Consider the following 20999-nt stretch of genomic DNA (forward strand, 5'->3'; position numbering starts at 1 on the left):
AACCGCGGCTGCTCACGCTGTTCCGCGAAGCCGTCACCGGAGCCAACCGCTTCTCCAGGGAACTGGCAGGGGAAATGCACAGCGCCTACATCGCCCACGTGCCTCCTGGTGGCTTTACGGCTGCTCCTGGCCGTAAAGCCAGTGCGGAGGTCTTCGCGTCTCACGACGGGGTCCAACGGGTGGTGAGGTTGCGCTCATGACGTGCCCGGGCCAGAGCGAGCCCGGCGGCATAGAGCGCCAGGACGACGGCGAGGAGCAGGTAGTACTGGAACGGCAGCGTGCTCAGGCCGAGCACCGGCCCGAGCGGTGAGGGCGGCAGCACGATGCCGATGACGGCCAGTGTGGCCGCGGACCAGCCGACCGGGCCGAGCGCGCGGCCCTCGACGAGTCGGCGTCCGCTGCGCAGGAGCACCATCACCAGGGCCTGGGTGATCAGGTTCTCGGTGAACCAGCCGGAATGGAAGACGGCTTCGTCGTTCCCGGTGCCGGGGCCGTACAGGGTCAGGGCGAGGACGGCGAAGGTGGCCAGGTCGGCAACGGCATTGAGGACGCCGAATCCGGTGATGAACCGCAGGACATCGCGCGGGCTCAGCACCGTCGGGCGACGCAGCACCGATGGGTCAGGACGGTCGAATGCGAAGGCGAGCTGGGCAGTGTCGAAACACAGGTTCTGCACGAGCACCTGAGCCGGGAGCATCGGCAGGAAAGGCAGCAGCAGACCCGCGGCGAGCATCGCGATGATGTTGCCGACGTTCGATGACAAGGTGATACGCAGGTACGTGGCGATGTTGCCGCCTGCATACCGGCCCGCGCTGATGGCGTGGTCTATCGCGGTGAGGTCCTTCTCGGCGAGTACCACGTCGGCGCCCTCCCGGGCTACGTCCGCGGCACCCTGCGGCGCGATGCCGACCTCGGCGGCGCGTAGCGCCGGCAGGTCGTTGACCCCGTCCCCCAGGAAGCCCACGGTGTGTCCGCCGGCGCCCAGCGCGGCGGTGATCCGCGCTTTGTGCTCGGGGGTGCAGCGGGCGAAGACCGTCGTACGGCGGGTGAGTTCGGTGAGTTCGGTGTCGGTGAGTCCGTCGATGCCGTCGGCGCACCGGACGCCGTCCGGGCCCAGAGGAATGTTCAGGTCGCGGCAGGCGCGGGCGGCGGTGCCGGGGTGGTCACCAGTGAGGATCTTGACGGTGACACCCCGGTCGCCGAAGCCCTTCAGGGCTTCGGCGGCGGTGGGTGCAAGGGCATCATGCAGGGTGACGAAGCCGCGGAAGGCCAGGCCGCGTTCGTCGGCGGGAGTGTAGTCCCGCATGCGGGCCGGGCGTTCGGCGGTGGCGACCGCCAGGACACGCAGTCCGTCTTCCGCCTCGCGGGACGCCAGCACCGTCAACCGTTTACGCTCGTCCTCCTCCAGGGTGCAGCGCTCCAGGACGGCTTCGACGGCTCCCTTGACGACGAGCGTGTGCGTGCCGAGGCGGCCGGGGGTACGGACAACGGCGGTGGACAGGCGGCGCGCCGGGTCGAAGGGGAGAGCCGCCGCCCCGTCGTACTGCAGGAGCTCGTCCTCGGCGACCGCGTCCAGGAGCGCCTCGTCGAGGGCGTCCGGCTCGGGCAGGTCGGCGAGTTGCAGGGTCCACCAGGCGTTGACCGCAGCCCAGTGCAGTACGTCGGGGTCATCGCGCCCGTCCGCGTCCAGGGCACGGTCGACGACCGGCCGGTCCTGGGTGAGGGTGCCGGTCTTGTCCAGGCACAGGACATCCACGGCGCCCAGATCGTGCAGCGCCGGGAGCCGCTTGACAATCACTCCGTGTGTGCGGGCCAGCATGGACGCGCCACGGGCCAGACAGGTGGTGACGACAACCGGCAGCATCTCCGGAGTCAGCCCGACCGCCACCGCGACGGCGAACGGCAGCGTCTCCAGGCCGCGGTCGCGCAGGGCGGCGTTGGCCATCAGCACCAGCGGCGGAGTCAGCAGCATGAAGCGGATCAGGATCCACGAGATGCCGTGCACCGACCGGTCGAAGGCACTCGCCTCGCGCTGCCCGGCCGTACGTCCATGGGCGGCCGCGAGTTGCGTGTCCGCTCCGGTCGTGACGACGACCGCGGTGGCACTGCCGGAGGAGACGCTGCTGCCCTGGAAGCACAGCTGCGGCTGCTCGAACATCCCTGTGCCGTCCGGGTGGGAGATGTCCGCGGCACTCTTCACGACGGGCGCCGATTCGCCAGTCAGGACCGCCTGATGGATGGTCAGTCCGCTCGCGCGCAGCAGTCGTACGTCTGCCGGGACCAGATCGCCCGCGCCGAGCTTGATGATGTCGCCGGGGACCAGCTCATCCACGGGAATCTCCCGGGCCGACGGAGCCACGTCCTCGTCGGCCCGCCGCAGCACGGTGGACGTGCTGGCGACCAGCTCGCGCAGCCCGGCCATGGACCGGTCGGCCCGGCGCTCCCCGGAGGCCCGCAGCGCGCTGCTGACCACAACCAGCAGCAGGATCACACAGGCAGTGGACCAAGCGAAGACGGCAGCGGACACGAGACCGAGACAGAGCAGCACCGCGGTGAACGGATCGCGCAGGCTGCGCACGACGAGCCGTGCCCAGGAGGCGTCCTGCCGTGCCGGGAGAAGGTTCTCCCCGGAGCGGACCAGGCGGACCGCGGCCTCGTCGTCCGTCAGCCCGCGCGGCCCGGTGTCCAGCTGCCGCAGGACCTGCAGTACCGTCGCCACGCCGAACGACGAGTCGGCCGTCTCTCCGGCATGCGGCACCCGAGGTGCCGACTCGGTCCCGGACAGTGGCGCTTCGGCGCCCTTTCGTGAGGCCGAGGCGATCCTAGGCACCGGTCTCGCGCAGCCGGCGCGCCGGCGCCTTTTGGGCTCGCGCGGCCAACTGCCCGACCATCACCCGGACGACGGTCACCACGTCCGGGTCATCGACGTAATAGATCTGCCTCCGGCCTTCACGGCGGGCACGCACGAGGCCGGCGAGTTTCAGCTTCGACAGGTGCTGGCTGACGGCGGGCAGGGCGCCGCCCACCCGGTTGGCCAGGTGAGTGACGTCGCTCTCGCCCTCGGAAAGGGCCCACATGATGTGCAGCCGGGCCGTCGAGGCGAGCAGTCCGAAGGCGGCTGCCGCCTCCCCCAGCACCTCGGCCGGGGGGTCCTGAACGCCACCGCCGATCTTCGCCACAGTCCTCTCCCGCCCACGCCCACGTCACGCCCAACGCACGTCCGCGCACCCAGTGTAGGCGCCGACGCGTAGGTGTCCGGCCGCGCCCGGACACCCGGCCGTCCTCAACGGGACGGCCGCGCGCCGTCGGGGGTCTGCGGTTAATCCTCGTAGTAGTTGTTGACGATCACTTCGGGCTCGTCGTCGTCGAACGCCTCGTTGAGCAGCGCGCCGCCGACCAGCCCGGCCGCACCGGCGCCGATGAGCGCGCCCGCACCGAAGCGGCGGCCGCCGCCCTGCTGCTGACCGTGATCGTGGTGATCGCCGTACTGCTGCGGGTAGCCCTGCTGGGGGTATCCCTGGGGCGCCGCCTGCGGGTAGCCCTGCTGGGGCGGGGTGTAGAACGGCGGCGCGGTGGTCTGCACGCGCTGCGCGCAGCCGCCGCACGCCTGCACCGGCCGGGGCACACCCCACTGCGGGGACCACGTCACCGTCGTCATACCGGGGCCGTGGTTGGGATCGAAGAAGCACGTCACGGAGGAACTCCCTGTCGGTTGTGGTGGCGCAGCGGCCGTCGGTGTCATGGGGGAAACAAAGGTCGGGGTCGGCGTGACGACGGGCGGCGGCGGTGCGTATGTGCTGGTAGCCGCTCCAGCAGGCGCCGGAGCCGGGGTCCCGCGCAGAACGTCCACGCCGTAGTCGGTGGCGATGCCCGCGAGCCCTGAGGCATACCCCTGGCCCACGGCACGGAACTTCCACTCCGCGCCGTGGCGGTACAGCTCGCCGAAGACCAGCGCCGTCTCGGACGACAGTTCTCCGGCCGTGAGGTCGTAGCGGGTCAGCTCGGTGCTGGTGTCCCGGTCCAGGACACGGATGTGGGCGCGGTGCACCTGGCCGAAGTTCTGGCCACGGGCCGCACCCTCGTACAGGGACACCGGAAAGACGATCTTCGCGACCTCAGCCGGCACCCGGGCGAGGTCGACCTGGATCTGCTGCTCGTCCCCGCCGTCCGGAGCACCGCTGCCGGAGTGTCGGACCGAACCGTCCGGACTGCTGAGGTTGTTGAAGAAGACGAAGTGCTCGTCGGACAGCACCTGCCCGGACTGGTCGCACAGCAGCGCGCTCCCGTCCAGCTCGTAGCCGGTACCCGCCTGCCAACCCAGCCCGACCGTGACCGCAATCAGGCCAGGGGCCTGCTTGCTCAGCGACACATTGCCGCCCTTGATCAGGAACACACTCATTCTCATTGGACTCCTCCGCAGCTGCTTCGGCTTCCCGTACTCATCATGATCAACGCCAACTCACCCCTTCCGGTTCCATGATTGCGCAACTTGTGAAACATATGGGCGCAACCATCCGCCTCCCGAATGGCGCCCTCTGGAAACCTGTGAGTTGCGCAACCTCGCAACACATCATCACCGGTCGGGTGGGTCCGCTGTCCTCCCGACCCGACCCCGCTGGAGGACAACGACGTGGGCATCATCGGCTGGATCACCCTCGGGCTGCCGGCCGGAGCCATCGCCAAGATCCTGCTTCCGGGCCGTGACCCGGGCGGCCTGATCGGCACCGCCCTCATCGGCATCGCGGGCGCATTCGTGGGCGGCTGGCTCTCCTCCCGCTTCCTCGACCGCCCGGTGGAGAAGCAGTTCTTCGACCTCTACACCTGGGGCGCGGCGATCGGCGGCTCACTCTTCCTGCTCATCGGCTACCGCATCCTGTTCGACAACTCGCGCGACTGAGCGGGCCCTGAATCCCAGCCGGTCACAGGTGGGGGGCGATGGCGGGCAGAGGGTCCTGGAACGTGCGCCCTGCGGCTGCCGGACGGTTCATGGACCCAGGTGCAGAGCAACACCATGTTCAACGCGGCCTATTCGGTCGGGCAGACCACCAAGGGCAACCCAGCCTGCACCCAGAACACGATCGAGCAGCCGACCGGGCTGCGTGTAGACCACACGGTCGTCGTCGACTTCAAGGGGTTCGCCAGGCTGACCGAGGTGGTCGGCGGGGTGACGGTGTGTGTACCGCAGGACGTCTATCAGAAAGATCTCAGTCCGAACCGCACCACCCGCGGCCAACTTCTCTTCCACAAGGGCGAACAGACCCTCTCGGGGGAGAAGGCGCTCGACTACGTGCGGATCCGGCATGGCATCGGTGACGGCTCCGACATCGGGCGAATCAAGCGTCAGCAGGGGTTCGTAGCCAGCCTGATCAAGAAGACGAAGGGCGATGGGCTCACGCCGACCAAGCTTCTGCCCCTCGCTGATGCCGCCACCAAATCGATGACCGTCGACCCCGGCTTGGGGACGGCGAACAGGCTCGTCTCCTTCGCAATGGCGCTGAAGGGCATCGACCTGCACAACACCAAGTTCGTCACCCTCCCCTGGCGCTACCAGGGTTCCCGCGCCGCCGTCGTCCAGCCGCACGCCGACGAGCTGTGGGCCGCGCTGAAGGCCGACCGCACTGTCGACGGCACCAACACTGGCCGTCCGAAGACAACGGCACCACGGACGGTTGCCGTTTCCCCGTAGCCGAGCGCCGGCGAGATCGACTCAGGTGGCGGGATCACCGTGGCGGTCTACAACGGCACCAGCCAGAGCGGACTCGCCTCCCGGGCAGCCCGGACTCTGACCCGCCACGGCTTCACGGTCACCAGGACCGGCAACGCCAGCAACCAGAACCACGCCGCCGCGCTTGTCCAGTACGGCGCGACCCTCAAGTCCCAAGCTCAGAAGGTCTCCCAGCTTTTCCCTGGCGCCCAGCTCCGGCAAGTCACCTGACCGGGCATCAACGTGGTCCTGGGGCAGAGCTACGCCGCGTCCGCCATGTCCGTCTCACGCGCACCCGCCTCATACGCTCAGCACGGGAGGAGTGCACCGACCGGGTCCTGCTGTTCGACCGCGGCCACGCCGAGAAGACCCTCCACGACTACGCCCACCACTTCAACAGCCACCGACCCCACCAAGAACGCAACCAGCTCGCGCCCAACGACGACCCCAGCGCCATCCCCCTCCCAACAGCCCAGATCGAACGCCGACAAGCCGTCGCCGGCCTCATCAACGAGTACCACCGAGCCAGCTGACCATCGGACAAAGTCCCAGCTCACAACCGGTGAAGCCATTTTGAAGCGCTACGCGACAACGTGGAGATCATCAAAACGCCGGTCCGAGCGCCGAGGGCGAACTCCCACTGCGAGAGAGTCATCGGCACCCTCCGTCGAGAAGTTCTCGATCACGTCCTCATCCTCGGCGAGGCCCACGCGCGCCAGGTCCTAACCGAATACCAAAAGCACTACAACGCGCACCGCCCCCGCCGCAGCCGAAACCAACTACCGCCCGAAGCCCAGGAACAACCGCCTCCGGTCCAAGCGTCCGCCGCCCGCAGAGCCCGCCGCACCCGCGTCCACGGCGGTGTGATCAACGAGTACCGATACGCCTCTTGACCAGCCGCGATAGTTATTCGAGCCTCACACGGTGTCGGGGATGTCAGTCGTGACGGCTGCTCCAGGTGGTCAGCGTGTCAGGTCGGCTCACCTCGTCCGCTGAGGAAAGCCCGGTCGCTCAGCCGCCGACGAGGGCGAGCAGATTGATGAAGACCCCGTCCTGCATCACATGGTTCTCGCCCCAAGCGGGCTTTGCCCTCGGGACACCGACGACTTTCTTCCTCCGGACCGTCCAGGGGCTCAGCCACGCCGGCACGATTCCGGCCGTACCCACCGAAGTCCGGGACCCGCGGGGTGGGACGGGGGTCGGGAGGATGACGTACGCTGCGACCGTACGACGAGCCCACGGGGACCCGGCGTCGGCCGGCGACCGAGCGCATCGGAGGCGATTGCCCTGCTCACGCTGGATCTGCACCCGATGTTCCGCAGCGATCGCGACATCGATGTCGCGCTGCGCCAGACCCTCTTCAAGGCGGCCGCCACCGGGATCGACGTCGTGCAGATCATCCCGGGCAAGGGGACAGGTCAGCTGAAGAAGCGGGTGCTGGCCGTGCTGGCGCAGAAGCACATCAAAAAGCTCTACGTCCGCGTGGAGACGGATGCGACCAACGTCGGCCGGGTCCTGGTCCACCTCCGATGACTCCGCCGGCGGACGCGACGGACACCGTGCACTGGTGGAGCCGCAGGGGTCACGCGGGGCCGGCGATCGTCATGGGGTGGCAGGCCACGGCTTCGGCCCGCCACTGGAGCGGCCAGATCCTCCGAGGCGACGGCGGGGTGGGCTGAGCGCTACGACCGGCGGCGGGGCATGCCGCGCCTGCCGCTCTTCGGGGTGCCGGAACCGGTCCGGGAACCCTTGGCCGTCGAAGTCCCGGCGGACTTGCCCCCCGACTTTCCGGCCTTGCGCCTGCCGATAACTCATCCGCCCAGGTCTGCGGGTGCCGATAATTCGTCCGTCCAGGTCAGGTCCCTGGTTCCCGCGCTCCGACCGCGTCCGCTGATCGCGTCAGAGGCTTCGCCGGCACCGGGCATCGACGGCATCATGGCCTCTTGTGCTGCTACGCCTGGCCTATCTCGCGGCCACCTACACCTTCGCGCTCCTGCGCCTGCTGCCGATGAGCGACCGGGACAAAGACATCGAGATCCTTGTCCTGCGGCATCAACTGCTCGTACTGCAACGCCAGGTCGGCAATCCCACGCTCACGGACACCGACCGCGCTGTCCTCGCCGGTCGCTCCACCACCTCCCGAGGGAGAAGCTGCGCCAGCTCCTGCTGTTGGTACGCCCGGACACAATCATGTGCTAGGCCCGGACACAATCATGCGGCGGCATCGCAACCTGCTCAAGCGACGACATGCCGCCACCTGCGTACCGAAGCGGCGCGGACGCCCACCCACGGTCCGGTCGATCCGCGCCCTGGTCCTGCGCCTGGCTCACGAGAATTCCTCGTGGGGCTATCGCCGGATCCACGGCGAGCTCGCGGCGCCGGGCATCAAGGTCGCCGCCTCCACCGTCCGGGAGATCCTCCACCGTTCGAGAGATCCTCCGCGAGCACGGCATCCCACCCGCGCCCGAACGGCAGAGCACGATCGCGAGGGTGGAACCACAACCCAGGGTGAGTGCAAGGTGCCGTACACGGCTTCCGGCAGGCGCATCGTCCGCAGCTTCCGGCTGCTGCCGGTCCCGACCCGAAGGTTCGGCTCCGGACCGGCGACAGCTCCCAGACATCACTCCTGCCCGTCACCCGTTGAGCCGCAACGTCCACACAACCGCCATCTCACCCGTGATGGCCCCGTCCTCGCGCTGTATGACGATGCCCACCGGAAACTCCGGCCGCCCGCCCGCGTCGAGCTCCGCAATGACCTCGGCCGCCGGGCGGCGCAGGGTCGCCGTGGCCGTCACCGGCCCCATGGCCAGCTTCTTGTAGTCGATCTCGGCCCGCACCGCGAGCGGCACCGCACGAGAGAGCTGGTCGCTGAAGGCCTTGAGCACGATGGCACCGCTGGCGGACTCGGCCAACGTGAACATGGCGCCCGCATGGGGGCCGCCAATGTGATTGTGGAAGTCCGGCTGGTCCGGGAGCCGGAGCACGGCCCGCTCCGGGGTGACCTCGACGAACTCCAGGTTCAGGGTCCGCACCATCGGAACAGCGGCGGCCAACATTTCGCCCATCGAGGCGCTTTCAACTGTCATGAGCGAGATGTTACCGGTGAGTAGCGAAGCTGACCAGCCCTTCACACTCCGCCCCCGGCCCGAAAGAAGCCCTTCGGGTCACGCACCCGCTCCACAATCGGAATCTTCAACTCGACACGGAACGCGGGCGTGTGTGTATGGGTCGTTACGCCCCGGCGTGCGGCCCGCCGACGTGGTTGTGGTAGTCGCTCTGGTCCGGCAGGGCCACCACGGCCTTCTCCGGCGTAGTCTCCACGAACTCGAGGTTCAGCCCACCACGTCACCGAACCGGCAATCGAGTCCGACCGGCGATCCGCGTGGCACGGGCGGCGACGAGAAGCCGCCCGTCGCCGGATGGAAGACCGCGGTGAACCCCAAGTGGGGCACCGCCTTCGACGTCCCCGCGGACTGGAACGTCCGCACGCCCGGCACGTTCATAAGCTTCGAGGACCAGCAGAAGGGCGACGGTTCCGCGTACATCGGCATGTCCGCGCCCGCTTTCCTCAAGGAGAAGTGGTGCACGTCCGACGACAACAAGGACGGCCGCACGGAAGACACGGCGCTGGCCGCGGTCGGCACCAAGGGGGAGAGCGGCGCCAAGAACACCGACACCATCGCCCGCGGCGACTCGGCCACCTGGGCCTTCGGCGGCTACACGGACCAGGCGAAGGCGTCGGAGAAGCTCCTGAAGATCGGCAAGCCCCAGCCGTACACGACGGCTTCGGGCATCAAGGGCAGCGTCGCGACGTCGTACACGGTCGGTGTCCCCAAGAGGGGCAAGTGCGACTCCGACGGCACGGCGACCTCGTTCGGCTTCAAGAACTCGGCGGGCGACTTCGTGTCCTGGTCGTTCTACGGCGCGAAGGGCGTCAGCGACGAGGTCCCGGACGCGACCGTGCGGAAGATCCTCAGCACGGTACGGCTGCACGGCGACCCGACGGGGTCCTGAGTCACCCGGCGCGGGGGTGCCGGACGGTGTCGGACCGTGTCCGGTCCTCGCGCAAACGGTTTGGCAAGCGGAGGGCGCGGCGGCGATAGTCGGCCGGTGACCTCTGCCGCCGACACTTCCCACCGCCCCCGACGCCCTTCTCGGGCGGGCCAGAACTACACCCTGCTGACCACCGCCGCGGTCGTCACCAACCTGGGCAGCCAGGGCGCGCTGATCGCCGCGGCATTCGCGGTGCTCGACGCGGGCGGCGACGGGGGTGACGTCGGGCTGGTGGCGGCGGCGCGGACGCTGCCGCTGGTGCTCTTCCTGCTGATCGGCGGAGCGGTCGCGGACCGGCTGCCGCGTCATCGCGTGATGGTCGCGGCCAATGCCCTCAACTGCGTCTCGCAGGCGGTGTTCGCGGTCCTCGTCCTCTCCGGTGAGGCACGGCTGTGGCAGATGCTGCTGCTGTCGGCGCTCGGCGGCACCGGGCAGGCGTTCTTCAGCCCGGCGGCCGAGGGCATGCTGATGTCCTCGGTGAGCGGGGAGCAGGCGAGCCGCGCCTTCGCCATGTTCCGGATGGCGATGCAGGGCGCCGGACTCGGCGGTGCGGCCCTCGGCGGGGCGATGGTGGCCGTGGTCGGGCCCGGCTGGGTGCTCGCCGTGGACGCGGTGGCGTTCGCGGTCGCCGGGGCGTTGCGGTCGTTCCTCGACGTGAGCCACATACCGCCGCGCGAGCCCGGCGGCGGACTGCTCTCCGATCTGCGCGAGGGCTGGCGGGAGTTCGTCGGACGGACGTGGCTGTGGACGATCGTCGCCCAGTTCTCCGTGGTGGTCGCGGTCGTCGGTGCCGCCGACGCGGTGTACGGCCCGCTGGTCGCCCGGGACAGCCTCGGCGGGCCCGGGCCGTGGGGGCTTGCCCTCGGTGCGTTCGGCGCCGGAACCGTCGGTGGTGCGCTGCTGATGACCCGCTGGAAGCCCCGTCGGCTCCTGCTCGCGGGCACCCTCTGCGTCTTCCCGCTCGCCGCCCCGGCCGCCGCGCTCGCCGTGCCGGTGCCGGTGGGCCCGCTGTGTGCCGTGATGTTCGTCAGCGGAGCTGCGATCGAGGTGTTCGGCGTGTCGTGGATGACCGCGCTGCACCAGGAGATCCCCGAGGACAAGCTCTCCCGCGTCTCGGCCTACGACTGGTTCGGCTCGATCGCGATGGTCCCGCTGGCCACCGCCCTGGCGGGCCCCGCGGAACAGGCCTTCGGTCGCACGACCGCCCTGTGGGGCTGTTCGGCGCTGGTCGTCGTGGTCACGGCCGCGGTGCTGTGCGTACCGGACGTCCGGAATCTGACGCGGCGGACCAAACCGGTGACGCAGGGGGCGCGGACGGTGGATGTCGCACCGGGGTCAGCCGATGCTGAAGGCGCCGCCGGGCGGCTCGGGTGAGGGAACCGCGTCCTCGTCGCCCACGGGCTTGGCGGCTCCGATGAACTCCCGCAGCGCCGGGCCGTGTTCGACGCGCGCGGGGAAGGCGTCGGCGGCGGTGCGGCGGGCGAGGGCGGCCGTGTCGAGCGAGCGGTGCGAGGCCACGAGCACCGCGTTGCCGAACCGCCGGCCGCGCAGCACGCCCGGTTCGGCGATCAGGGACAGCTCCTCGAACACCGTCGCGAACGTGGCGAGTTGGGAGCGCAGGAAGGCGAAGGGCGCGGCATCGGCGAGGTTGGCCAGATAGACACCGTCGTCGCGCAGCACGCGCTCGGCGGCGCGCGCGTACGTCGTGGACGTCAGGTGCGCCGGGACGCGCGAGCCGCCGAAGACGTCCGCGATCACGATGTCGGCGGAAGCGGGCGCGGCGGATTCGAGCCAGCCGCGGGCGTCCGCGCCGTGCAACGTGATGCCGGCGTCGTCGGGCACGGGCAGGTGCTCGACGACCAGGTCCAGCAGGCCCCGGTCGGCCTCCACCACGTCCTGCCGCGAACCGGGCCGGGTCGCGGCCACATAGCGGGGCAGCGTCAGCGCTCCCCCGCCGAGGTGCAGCACGTCCAGGGCGCGTCCCGGCTCCACGACCGTGTCCAGGACATGCCCGAGCCGTTGCGCGTACTCGAACTCCAGATGCGTCGGTGCGTCCAGATCGACGTACGACTGCGGTGCCCCGTCGACGGTCAGCAGCCAGGCCCGCTTCCGGTCGACATCCGGCATCAGCTTGGCGGTCCCGTGATCCACGGCCCGTGTCACAGGTATCGGTTCGTCCACGGGTCCATTGTGCCGCCGGTGCCGAGCATGTGGTTCGGCTGCCGGTCGAATGTGGCTGGTCGCGCCCACGCGGCGGAGCCGCACGATGTCACAGCCCCGCGCCCCTTACGGGGGCGCTGCAGCCGCGTCGGCCCCAGGGGCTCCGTCGGCGCTGCCAGACCCCCGCGATCTCCTCGGCGTGGGCCATTGCCTGCGCCTGCCCCTTCCGGGTCAGGCGCACCCTGGGATTGCCGTCCCGCCGGACGCTGGGCCGGTCACCTCGGCGAAGCCGTGGCACCGGCGGCGGGGACCGCGCGCATGTCGAGCACGCGGCGGGTATGCCAGGTAGAACGACAGGCGACTCATATGGTTACGCCCTGATCTTCATGCAGCCTCCTCGAGCCCATCACTGTGCTGCTGAGTACCCTGCTTCGCGGCGCTGTCGGGTGTGACGACGGCGACCCGGGCACCCGCTGCGGTGAGCTCGAGGACATGGCGTCGACGAGTTCCACCTCGCTGTCCTTGTCGAAGACCCGCAGCTCACCGGTGGCCGTGTCGACGGCGGGCAGGCGCAGCGGCCACTCGGGCGAGACGAGCCGACTCTCGATCGCGGCGCGGCGCGTCGCCTCATTCGAGGTGGTGGCCGCCAGCGCCATCTTCCCTGTCTTCCGGCCGTACGCCTCGGGGCGCGGCAGGACAGCGTCGCCCAGGCATAGCGGACGTACGCGCCGATGCGGAGGCGTCCGGGCACCTCGCAGCTCTACGAGCCGAGTTGACGCTCGTACAGCTGCGACATCGTCAGCTTGCCCGAGGTGAGCTGAGCGCCCACGGACGAGCCCGCCGACGTACCGATCACCACATCGGCGTCGCTCAGATCCACGCCCGCCTCCGCGAGCCCGTACAGCATCCCGGCGAGCCAGCCGATCCCCCCGCTGCCCCGCCACCGAGCACAAGTGCCTTCCCCGCCATGGGATTTCCCCCTCCACCACGACCTGCCTGTGATCAGTCTCGCGCACGGCACCGACATCGGTACGAGCGGGTGCCCGCTCCCTTCGAAGCGGGCACCCGCGTCCTACCCCTCGGCCGTCAGCCGACCCAGGTCACCGTCCCCGCGCCTACCGTCCGGCCGCCCTCGCGGATCGCGAAGCCGAGGCCCGGCTCCAACGGCACCTCGCGCCCGAGCTCGACCGTCATCGTGACGGTGTCGCCGGGCCGGGCGACCGCCCGCTCGCCGAGGTCGACGTCGCCGACCACGTCCGCGGTGCGGATGTAGAACTGCGGCCGGTACCCGGTGGAGACAGGTGTCGTACGACCGCCCTCGCCCGTCGACAGGACGTACACCTGGGCCGAGAAACGGCGACTGGGGACGACGCTGCCGGGCGCGGCGACGATGTGCCCGCGGCGTACGGCGTCGCGCGGCACCCCGCGCAGCAGCAGCGCCACATTGTCCCCTGCCTGCGCCTCGTCCATGGGCTTGCCGAAGGTCTCCAGCCCGGTGACCACCGTGTCGACGGCGGCGCCGAGCACTTCGACGCGGTCGCCGACCCGGATCGTGCCGCGCTCGACCGCGCCGGTGACGACGGTCCCGCGCCCGGTGATCGTGAGCACGTTCTCGACCGGCAACAGAAACGGCGCGTCGAGGTACCGCTCGGGCATGGGCACATACGTGTCCACCGCGTCGAGCAGCGCGTCGATCGCCGCGGTCCAACGGGGGTCCCCCTCCAGGGCCTTGAGTCCGGACACCCGTACGACGGGTACGGACTCGCCCCCGTAGCCGTGCGCGGAGAGCAGCTCGCGGACCTCCAGCTCCACGAGGTCGATGAGCTCCTCGTCGCCCACGTCGGCCTTGTTCAGGGCGACGACGATGTGGTCGACGCCCACCTGCCGGGCGAGCAGCACGTGCTCGGCGGTCTGCGGCATGATCCCGTCGAGCGCGGAGACGACGAGGATCGCCCCGTCGAGCTGGGCCGCGCCGGTGACCATGTTCTTGACGTAGTCGGCGTGACCCGGCATGTCCACGTGCGCGTAGTGGCGGGTGTCGGTCTCGTACTCGACGTGCGCGATGTTGATGGTGATACCGCGCGCGGCCTCCTCCGGCGCCCGGTCGATCCGGTCGAACGGTACGAAGGTGCCGGAGCCGCGCTCGGCGAGGACCTTGGTGATGGCGGCGGTCAGGGTGGTCTTGCCGTGGTCGACGTGACCCATCGTGCCGATGTTCAGGTGCGGTTTGGTGCGGACGTATGCCGTCTTGGGCATGGCGGTACCTCGAAGCCTCTTCAGTGTCAGCGGAGCTGAGTGATGGCCCCGGCACGCAGCGGCCGGGACGGGGACCCCAAGGACTTGCCGACCCTCCCCCTGCGGGGTCCGCCGGACGATCCGGGAAGGGTCAGCTTCGGGCGCCGTCGACGGCGGCCACGATGATCGGGACGGCAGCCTTCGGCGCATCCGCGACTGCGGATGCTGCGAGAAGGAAGGCGTACCGGAACATGAGGCGATCATCGCCGACGGATCCGGCCACGTCGAATGGTTTTTCTCGCCACTGAGGCGGGTGTGAACGGGGGCTTCTGCCGATGTGTCAGGGGCGGGTGTGTCAGGGCCCGATGTTCTTGAGGGCCTCGCGTACGGAGAGCGGAGCGAGCCGCCCGCGCTCCCGGGCGACGAAGTCCCGTACCGCCTCCGGGTCCGTCTTGGCGTACTCGCGCAGACACCAGCCGATCGCCTTACGGATGAAGAAATCGGGGTGTCCGGACTGGCGTACGCAGTAGGCGAAGAGCCGCTCGGTGTCGGTCGCGTCCTTGTGGCGGAGCTGGTGGAGCAGGGCCGTACGGGCGGCCCACAGGTCGTCGTCCTCGATCCACGCGTCCATGTCGCTCTTCAGCCTCGGGTCGGCGGCCACCAGGCCTCCCACTACGTGGGAGGCGAGTGCGTCGACGGTGTCCCACCAAGGAACCGTGGTGACCAGATGGCGCGCCACCGGGAGGAAACCGGAGGAGAGTTGCCTCACATGGCGGCGCAGATAGTCGACGGCGAAGTAGTGGTACTCGCGCTCCGGCAACGCCCAGCAGCGCAGGGCCACGGCGGTGCAATCGGCCTCTACAGGGACTGCTGTTGCGAGGAGGACCGTACGGGACAGCGTGCGCCGGTCGGGCGTGGTCAGACCGAGGAAGGGGGCGATGTCCTTCATGTACGCGCGCATGGACACGGCCCGTTGCGGATCGGCCGCGGCGGCATAGGTGACGGTGAGCCGTTCCAGCACCGTGTCCGCGAGGGAACTGTTCGGTACCTCGAACCGTGTACCCGACGTTCCGGAAGCTGTGACGCGCATGAGACGAACCATACGGCGATCACACACACGGGTCGGTTACTGTCGCCGAATGCTCGATGCCACCACCCTCTCTGGGGGCACCGCCACAGCCGTTCCCCCGGCTCCCGCCGCTGAGCTCTCCCTCGCCGCGGAGTTCGCCGTCTCCACACCCACGGGCCTCGCCGCCCGGTGCACGAGAGTTCTGCTCTCGCCCTGGTCCCGGCTCTCCCTGCTCCTGGTGCTGCTCGCGGCGGCCGCGTCGAGTGTGCTGCTCTTCGAACCGCAGCGACTGCTCTCCGACGGCTGGCCGCCGCAGCTCAGCGGTGCCGCGGCGGCCGTGGTGTTCGCGGTGGCGTACGGGCTGTGCACCGTGGCGTTCGTGCCCCGGCCGCTGCTCAACCTCGCCGCCGGCGCGCTCTTCGGCTCCCAGCTGGGGCTCGGCACCGCGCTCGCGGGCACCGTGCTCGGGGCCGGTGTCGCGTTCGGGCTCGGCCGGATCCTCGGGCAGGACGCGCTGCGCCCGCTGCTGCGCGCCCGCTGGCTGAAGGCGGCCGACGGACAGCTCAGCCGGCACGGCTTCCGCACGATGATGATGGCCCGGCTGTTCCCCGGCGTGCCGTTCTGGGCGGCGAACTACTGCGCGGCCGTCTCCCGCATGGGCTGGCTGCCGTTCCTCCTCGCCACCGCCCTGGGGTCGATCCCGAACACCGCGGCGTACGCCGTCGCCGGCGCCCGGGCCTCGGCTCCGACCTCCCCCGCCTTCCTGATCGCGATGGGCTTCATCGCCCTGCCGGCCCTGGTCGGCGCGGTGGTGGCCTGGCGCAAGCGCCACCACCTGCGCGGACGCTAGGACCACCACCTGCACGGGCACAGCCGGGGCACGGCAACCGGGGCCATCGGGGTTACACGGCCTCCAGCACCATCGCGTTGGCGAGTCCGCCCGCCTCGCACATCGTCTGCAGGGCGTAGCGGGCTCCGCGGGCGCGCATCGCGTGGACGAGGGTGGTCGTGAGCCGGGTGCCGCTCGCACCGAGCGGGTGGCCGAGCGCGATCGCCCCGCCGTGCACATTGACGCGGGACAGGTCGGCGCCCGTCTCCTGCTGCCAGGCGAGCACGACGCTCGCGAAGGCCTCGTTCACCTCGAAGAGGTCGATGTCGTCGACGCTCAGCCCGGCCTTGCGAAGCACCTTCTCGGTGGCCGGGATGACGCCCGTGAGCATGAGCAGGGGGTCGGAGCCGGTGACCGCGAAGCTGTGCAGTCGGGCGAGCGGGCGCAGGCCGAGCCGGGCCGCGGTCTCGCTCGACGTGATGAGCACGGCCGACGCGCCGTCGTTGATCGGGCTCGCGTTGCCCGCCGTGACGGACCAGTCGATCTGCGGGAAGCGCTCGGCGTAGGCCGGGGCGTAGTAGGCGGGCTTGAGCCCGGCGAGTATCTCGGTGGTGCTGGCGGGCCGGACGCTCTCGTCGCGCGTCACGCCTTCCAGGGGCGCGACCTCGGCGTCGAAGAGGCCCTTGTCCCAGGCCGCGGCGGCCTTCTGGTGCGAGGTCACCGCGAAGGCGTCCATCTGCTCGCGCGACATGCCCCACTTGGCGGCGATGAGCTCGGCGCTGATGCCCTGCGGCACCAGACCCTCGGGGAAGCGCGCCGCGATCCCGGGCCCGAAGGGGTCCTCGGCGCCTCGGACGTTCGAGCCCATCGGCACGCGGCTCATCGACTCCACACCGCAGGCGACGACCATGTCGTACGCCCCCGACAGGACACCCTGCGCCGCGAAGTGCACGGCCTGCTGGGACGAGCCGCACTGGCGGTCCACGGTGGTCGCGGGCACCGTCTCGGGGAACCCGGCCGAGAGCACCGCGTACCGGGTGATGTTCGCAGCCTGCTCGCCCACCTGGCTGACGGTGCCGCCGATGACGTCGTCGATCTGCGCCGGATCGACTCCGGAGCGCTCGACGAGGGTGCGCAGCGTATGGGCGAGGAGCTCCACGGGGTGCACGTGGGCGAGGGAACCGTTCGGCTTGCCCTTGCCGATAGGGGTGCGTACGGCTTCGACGATGACGGCGTCACGCATGTTTGATCTCCAAACTCGCAGAGTTTGTTTTCCAAACCCGCTAGGTGACCCAAGAGTAACTCGGTGGGTTGGACAAACCAACCCACCCCTAGACTGGTGGCATGAAGGACGCCCGCCCCTGTTCGATCGCCGATACGCTCGCTCTCGTCGGCGAGAAGTACTCCCTGTTGGTCCTGCGTGAGGTACTGCTCGGCGCCACCCGCTTCGACCAGCTCGTCCGCAACATCGGCGCCCCGCGCGATGTGCTCACCGCCCGCCTGAAGCGACTCGTCGAGGCCGGCGTGCTGGAGAAGGTCGAGTACAACGACCGCCCCAAGCGCTACGAGTACCGGCCCACCCAGGCCGGTCTGGAGCTGGGGTCGGTGCTGCTCACGCTGATGGCGTGGGGCGACCGCCATCTCCAGGAGGGCGGCTTCCGTCCCATGGTCCTTGAGCACACCTGCGGCCATGAACTGGTCCCGCAGGTCGTGTGCAGGGAGTGCGGTGAGGTGGTCGAGCAGGACCACCTGACGGCCCACCCGCAGACCCCGGGCTGGACGACGACGGGGCCCGCGGTGGCGTAGACGTAAGAGAAAATCCCCTGGAGGGCTAGTTGGTCCCCTTGTAGACGTCGAGCCGTCCGCACATCCCGAACTTTCCGTACGCGGAAGGCTGTTCGGCCCGTACAAGGGCGTCGCCGAGGTGGGACGTGTCGCCCCGCTCCAGCCGGTCGAGCTGTTCCCCCGTGGCCGCGGCGGCAGCCTCGGCGCCGCGCCGCCACCGCTCGCGCCATTCGGCGAGCCGGGGCCGCACCAGCGCTGCCGCGGCCCGGTGGAACGCGGCGAGCGGCCCGGGCCCGTCCGCGGCGCGCAGCGCCCGGTAGCCCTCCAGGGCGAGGTCGCGCCGCGCCCGGGCGATCCGCTCCTGCTCCGCCTCGGGCGCGTCGGACGGGATGACCGTCGCGGCCGCGTAGGTCTCGGGGTCGATCAGGTACTCCGGGGGCAGCGTGAGCACGGCGTCGCCCGCCTCGGGGAGCCCGTTGTTCTGCATGAGGACGGTGATGCGCAGGTCGTCCTCGTTGACGAGGCGGTGGATGGTGCCGGGCGTGAACCACGCCACCGTGCCGGGTTCGAGCGGCGTGACCTCGTACCCGGACGTCGTCAGCGTCTGCACCGCGCCACTCCCGCCGGTGACGACGTATGCCTCCGAACAGGTCAGGTGCAGATGGGGGGTTCCGCCCAAGACACCGTCGGCGGCAGGCCAGTCGTACACACAGAGGTGCGAGACGGCGACGGCTCCCGGAAGCCCGGTGAACACCGGCGTCTCGTTCGAGCCGCTCACCACGGGTGCTCCTCCAGGTACTTGGCGACCCCCTCGCGCTCCCAGGCCCCGTCGGCCACGACGACCCGGTAGCGGCGGGTGAGGGTGTCACCGGGGGCGAGTTCCAGTTCGTCGAAGAAGGCGAGCGAGGGGGCGACCGCGGCGAACGGTTCGTTGCGCACGAACCAGTGGGCCGGGTGGGCGCCCGCCTCCCCGGTGTGGTCGTTCTCGGGGGCGTGCGCGAAGACGAGGGTCGCGTGGCCGTCGGCACCGTCGTGCTCGCCCGAGTACGCGAGCCAGGGCGCCTGCCGCCCCATCAGGCCGGGCCCTTCGGAGTCGGGTCCGATGACCCGGCCGTCCCGGAAGGCGCGCGGTCCGCGCCAGAACAGACCCGTGTAGCCCGCCATCTCCCGCCCCGCGGTGGTGGGGCTGCCGAAGCGCAGCGGTTCGTCCCGCCGGTTGGTGACCGCGGTGGTCCAGGTCAGCGCCCAGGAGCCCGACGCGGGATCGACGTCGTGCACCTCGACGCGGCGCTCCTCCTCGGCCCACAGCTCACCGTCGTACGGATGCCAGGTGAGCCGCTCGGCGATGACCGCGCGGTCCCCGTCCGAGGCCACCTCGTCGAAGCCGACGTGTGCCATCGACCCGACACGCTCGGGGAGTTCGAGGTACCCCTCCCCGTGGACGTATGTGTTGCCACCCCACAGGTTGGAGCCGGAGAGGTGCGAGGCCGTCATCTGGAGGCCCTTGTGCCAGCGGTGGTCGTTGGGCCGGTAGTCCGTGACGACGTCGCCCGCGAGCGTCCTGAGGGGATGCAGATACGGCTTGGGGGCCTCCCAGGCCGCCTCGGGCCGGTAGACGTAGCTCAACAGCTCTACGCCGGTGCTGGTGTCGCTGATCGTGATGCGATCACCATGGGCGTGGACGATACGCAGCGCACTCTGCACGGACTCGGTCATTCCGACACCTCCTGGCTCACGGTGGACCCGGACTCGACTGTGGCCGACGCGGACACGGCGGACGGCGCCCAGCCCGGCGCGCCCCCGTGCAGAGCCGTGTGGAACGGATCCCCGGGACCGACCTCCCCCGCCCGGACGGTCGTATCCGTGAACGCCGACTTGTAGAGCGCGGTGATCAGTTCCAGGCTGGTGCGTCCATCGGCGCCGCTGCTGCGCGGCCGCTCACCCGCGCGCATGCTCGCGACCAGCTCCCGCAGCTGCTCGAGGTGCGAACTGGGTATGTCCGCACCGAAGTCCCGCCAGGCCGCCGCGTCCTCGTCCGACACGTCCGGCGCCGGGGTGATGTGCCAGTTGTCATTGCTGTGGCCGTACAGGTGCGTGAGTTCGACGGTGGCGCGTTCGCAGTCGATTCGGATGCGGCTCACCTCGTCCGGGCTCAGCACGCTGTTGACGATCGTGGCCAGCGCGCCGTTCTCGAAGCGGACGAGGGCGGTCGAGACGTCCTCCGTCTCCACATCGTGCACCAGGCGCCCGGCCATCGCCCGCACCTCACTCCACGGCCCCATCAGGTCGAGCAGCAGGTCCATCTGATGGATGCCGTGTCCCATCGCGGGCCCGCCGCCCTCGGTCTCCCAACGTCCGCGCCAGGGCACGGCGTAGTAGTCGGCATTGCGGTACCAGGTGGTCTGGCAGTGCGCGACGAGCGGGCGTCCCATGGTCCGCTCGGCGATGAGGCGCTTCACATGCCGGGAGCCCGAGCCGAACCGGTGCTGGAAGACTATGGCCGCGTACGGGCCCCCGTCCTTGCCCTCCTCCGCCTCGACGGCGTCGAAGTCGGCGAGCGTCAGGACCGGCGGCTTCTCGCACCACACCCAGGACCCGGCGCGCAGCGCGGCGACGGTCTGGTCGCGGTGCAGGGTCGGCGGGGTGCAGATGGCGACCAGGTCGGGCCGCTGCTCCTCGAGCATGCGGTCCAGATCGGTGTACGCGTGCGGGATGCCCGCCTCCGCGCAGAACTTCTGGACGGCGTCCTCGGCGATGTCCACCGCGGCGACGATCTCCGTCTCGCCCTCCTCGGCGAGCCGGGCGAGTGCGGGCACATGGCTCCCTCGCGCGATGGCGCCCGTACCGATGACGGCGGCTCTGATGCGGCGGCCGGCGAACGGGGCCGTGGCGCCGCGGGAGAGCGTCTCAGGACGGTTCGACGAGGTCGCGGGGCTGGCGGCGTTGCGGGATGTACTACTCATGTACGTGATCAGCGCTCCATCGGACGTGACGTCAGACGTTGGCCAACGCATGGTGTCACCGAAGCGGAACCGGTGACAGCAAGCGCTTTCCCTCCTGCTGCAACGTATGTGGCGGCCCAGCGGCCGGTCAACACCCCGGTCACACCCTGGACAACGTTGCCCTCCAGCCCCGGGGCAGGACCGTCCTCCGTCCGTCCTCCG

22 protein-coding genes and 3 pseudogenes are annotated in these 20999 nt (G+C 70.2%); 9 read left to right on the forward strand and 16 right to left on the reverse strand.

Annotation, left to right across the window (positions count from 1 at the left end; translation table 11 throughout):
• Positions 1-160: 160 nt before the first annotated feature.
• From mgtA to OG747_RS05840, 3 genes are all read right to left on the reverse strand, one after another.
• Complete coding sequence (mgtA, locus tag OG747_RS05830; protein WP_405878220.1) at positions 161-2758, reverse strand: magnesium-translocating P-type ATPase; 2598 nt, start codon at positions 2756-2758, stop codon at positions 161-163.
• A 64-nt stretch (positions 2759-2822) separates the two neighbouring features.
• The gene (locus OG747_RS05835) at positions 2823-3179 is read right to left on the reverse strand and encodes an ArsR/SmtB family transcription factor (RefSeq protein WP_405878221.1); all 357 of its coding nucleotides are present in this window, start codon (positions 3177-3179) and stop codon (positions 2823-2825) included.
• 140 nt (positions 3180-3319) lie between these two features.
• Positions 3320-4399, reverse strand: a complete 1080-nt coding sequence (locus tag OG747_RS05840) for a TerD family protein (protein WP_405878222.1) — start codon at positions 4397-4399, stop codon at positions 3320-3322.
• A 231-nt stretch (positions 4400-4630) separates the two neighbouring features.
• On the opposite strand from OG747_RS05840, the gene OG747_RS05845 reads away from it, so the two are divergent.
• Together OG747_RS05845 and OG747_RS05850 are read left to right on the forward strand one after the other, a co-directional pair.
• Positions 4631-4897 (forward strand): GlsB/YeaQ/YmgE family stress response membrane protein, encoded by a 267-nt coding sequence (locus OG747_RS05845; protein WP_405878223.1) that lies wholly within the window; start codon positions 4631-4633, stop codon positions 4895-4897.
• Positions 4898-4969: 72 nt separating this feature from the next.
• Positions 4970-6046 (forward strand): annotated as a pseudogene (locus OG747_RS05850) (LCP family protein); the annotation flags it as partial.
• On the opposite strand, the gene OG747_RS05855 reads toward OG747_RS05850, so the two are convergent.
• On the reverse strand, positions 6013-6276 hold the full coding sequence (locus tag OG747_RS05855; protein WP_405878224.1) for a hypothetical protein: 264 nt from the start codon (positions 6274-6276) through the stop codon (positions 6013-6015). The pseudogene OG747_RS05850 and the gene OG747_RS05855 overlap by 34 nt on opposite strands.
• Positions 6277-6297: 21 nt before the next feature.
• Here OG747_RS05855 and OG747_RS05860 point away from each other — a divergent pair, with 21 nt between their 5' ends.
• Positions 6298-6597 carry an integrase core domain-containing protein gene (locus tag OG747_RS05860; protein WP_405878225.1) on the forward strand — a complete coding sequence of 100 codons (300 nt, stop codon included), beginning with the start codon at positions 6298-6300 and terminating at the stop codon, positions 6595-6597.
• A gap of 118 nt (positions 6598-6715) precedes the next feature.
• On the opposite strand, the gene OG747_RS05865 is transcribed toward OG747_RS05860, so the two are convergent.
• Positions 6716-6853, reverse strand: a complete 138-nt coding sequence (locus OG747_RS05865) for a hypothetical protein (RefSeq protein WP_405886082.1) — start codon at positions 6851-6853, stop codon at positions 6716-6718.
• 138 nt (positions 6854-6991) lie between these two features.
• Between OG747_RS05865 and OG747_RS05870 the strand changes: the two genes are divergently transcribed.
• A complete protein-coding gene (locus OG747_RS05870; protein ID WP_405885455.1) occupies positions 6992-7237 on the forward strand; it encodes a Smr/MutS family protein in 246 nt (81 codons plus the stop codon).
• Positions 7238-7649: 412 nt separating this feature from the next.
• Positions 7650-8185 (forward strand): annotated as a pseudogene (locus OG747_RS05875) (integrase); the annotation flags it as partial.
• A 152-nt stretch (positions 8186-8337) separates the two neighbouring features.
• Here OG747_RS05875 and OG747_RS05880 read toward each other — a convergent pair.
• Together OG747_RS05880 and OG747_RS05885 are read right to left on the reverse strand one after the other, a co-directional pair.
• On the reverse strand, positions 8338-8790 hold the full coding sequence (locus OG747_RS05880) for a DUF4442 domain-containing protein (protein WP_405878226.1): 453 nt from the start codon (positions 8788-8790) through the stop codon (positions 8338-8340).
• Between the two features lie 148 nt (positions 8791-8938).
• Positions 8939-9040: pseudogene (locus tag OG747_RS05885) on the reverse strand (DUF4442 domain-containing protein); the annotation flags it as partial.
• A 96-nt stretch (positions 9041-9136) separates the two neighbouring features.
• Between OG747_RS05885 and OG747_RS05890 the strand changes: the two are divergent.
• A complete protein-coding gene (locus tag OG747_RS05890) occupies positions 9137-9718 on the forward strand; it encodes a hypothetical protein (protein WP_405878227.1) in 582 nt (193 codons plus the stop codon).
• Positions 9719-9814: 96 nt separating this feature from the next.
• Positions 9815-11131 (forward strand): MFS transporter, encoded by a 1317-nt coding sequence (locus OG747_RS05895; RefSeq protein ID WP_405878228.1) that lies wholly within the window; start codon positions 9815-9817, stop codon positions 11129-11131.
• On the opposite strand, the gene OG747_RS05900 is transcribed toward OG747_RS05895, so the two are convergent.
• The 5 genes from OG747_RS05900 to OG747_RS05920 all read right to left on the reverse strand — a co-directional run bounded on the left by OG747_RS05900 (position 11093) and on the right by OG747_RS05920 (position 15242).
• Positions 11093-11938 (reverse strand): spermidine synthase, encoded by an 846-nt coding sequence (locus OG747_RS05900; RefSeq protein ID WP_405878229.1) that lies wholly within the window; start codon positions 11936-11938, stop codon positions 11093-11095. The genes OG747_RS05895 and OG747_RS05900 overlap by 39 nt on opposite strands.
• A 341-nt stretch (positions 11939-12279) precedes the next feature.
• Positions 12280-12573 carry a hypothetical protein gene (locus tag OG747_RS05905; RefSeq protein ID WP_405878230.1) on the reverse strand — a complete coding sequence of 98 codons (294 nt, stop codon included), beginning with the start codon at positions 12571-12573 and terminating at the stop codon, positions 12280-12282.
• A gap of 104 nt (positions 12574-12677) precedes the next feature.
• Positions 12678-12824, reverse strand: a complete 147-nt coding sequence (locus tag OG747_RS05910; protein ID WP_405878231.1) for a hypothetical protein — start codon at positions 12822-12824, stop codon at positions 12678-12680.
• 179 nt (positions 12825-13003) lie between these two features.
• The gene (tuf, locus tag OG747_RS05915) at positions 13004-14173 is read right to left on the reverse strand and encodes an elongation factor Tu (protein ID WP_405878232.1); all 1170 of its coding nucleotides are present in this window, start codon (positions 14171-14173) and stop codon (positions 13004-13006) included.
• A 334-nt stretch (positions 14174-14507) separates the two neighbouring features.
• The gene (locus OG747_RS05920; protein WP_405878233.1) at positions 14508-15242 is read right to left on the reverse strand and encodes a DNA alkylation repair protein; all 735 of its coding nucleotides are present in this window, start codon (positions 15240-15242) and stop codon (positions 14508-14510) included.
• Between the two features lie 49 nt (positions 15243-15291).
• On the opposite strand from OG747_RS05920, the gene OG747_RS05925 reads away from it, so the two are divergent.
• Positions 15292-16071, forward strand: a complete 780-nt coding sequence (locus OG747_RS05925) for a TVP38/TMEM64 family protein (protein ID WP_405878234.1) — start codon at positions 15292-15294, stop codon at positions 16069-16071.
• A gap of 52 nt (positions 16072-16123) precedes the next feature.
• On the opposite strand, the gene OG747_RS05930 is transcribed toward OG747_RS05925, so the two are convergent.
• Positions 16124-17293 (reverse strand): thiolase family protein, encoded by a 1170-nt coding sequence (locus OG747_RS05930; RefSeq protein ID WP_405878235.1) that lies wholly within the window; start codon positions 17291-17293, stop codon positions 16124-16126.
• 101 nt (positions 17294-17394) lie between these two features.
• Here OG747_RS05930 and OG747_RS05935 point away from each other — a divergent pair, with 101 nt between their 5' ends.
• Positions 17395-17856, forward strand: a complete 462-nt coding sequence (locus OG747_RS05935; RefSeq protein ID WP_405878236.1) for a winged helix-turn-helix transcriptional regulator — start codon at positions 17395-17397, stop codon at positions 17854-17856.
• A gap of 25 nt (positions 17857-17881) precedes the next feature.
• Here OG747_RS05935 and OG747_RS05940 read toward each other — a convergent pair whose 3' ends face one another.
• The 3 genes from OG747_RS05940 to OG747_RS05950 are packed head-to-tail and all read right to left on the reverse strand — an operon-like array spanning position 17882 to position 20798.
• Positions 17882-18613 (reverse strand): cupin domain-containing protein, encoded by a 732-nt coding sequence (locus tag OG747_RS05940; RefSeq protein WP_405878237.1) that lies wholly within the window; start codon positions 18611-18613, stop codon positions 17882-17884.
• Positions 18610-19551 carry a PmoA family protein gene (locus OG747_RS05945; RefSeq protein WP_405878238.1) on the reverse strand — a complete coding sequence of 314 codons (942 nt, stop codon included), beginning with the start codon at positions 19549-19551 and terminating at the stop codon, positions 18610-18612. Before OG747_RS05945 ends, OG747_RS05940 begins: the two co-directional genes overlap by 4 nt.
• Entirely contained in the window at positions 19548-20798 is a 1251-nt protein-coding gene (locus tag OG747_RS05950; protein WP_405878239.1) for a Gfo/Idh/MocA family protein, read from the reverse strand. Before OG747_RS05950 ends, OG747_RS05945 begins: the two co-directional genes overlap by 4 nt.
• Positions 20799-20999: the final 201 nt, after the last annotated feature.

Origin of the sequence: Streptomyces sp. NBC_01384 (genome assembly GCF_045040035.1) — a bacterium.
Taxonomy (GTDB): Bacteria; Actinomycetota; Actinomycetes; order Streptomycetales; family Streptomycetaceae; genus Streptomyces.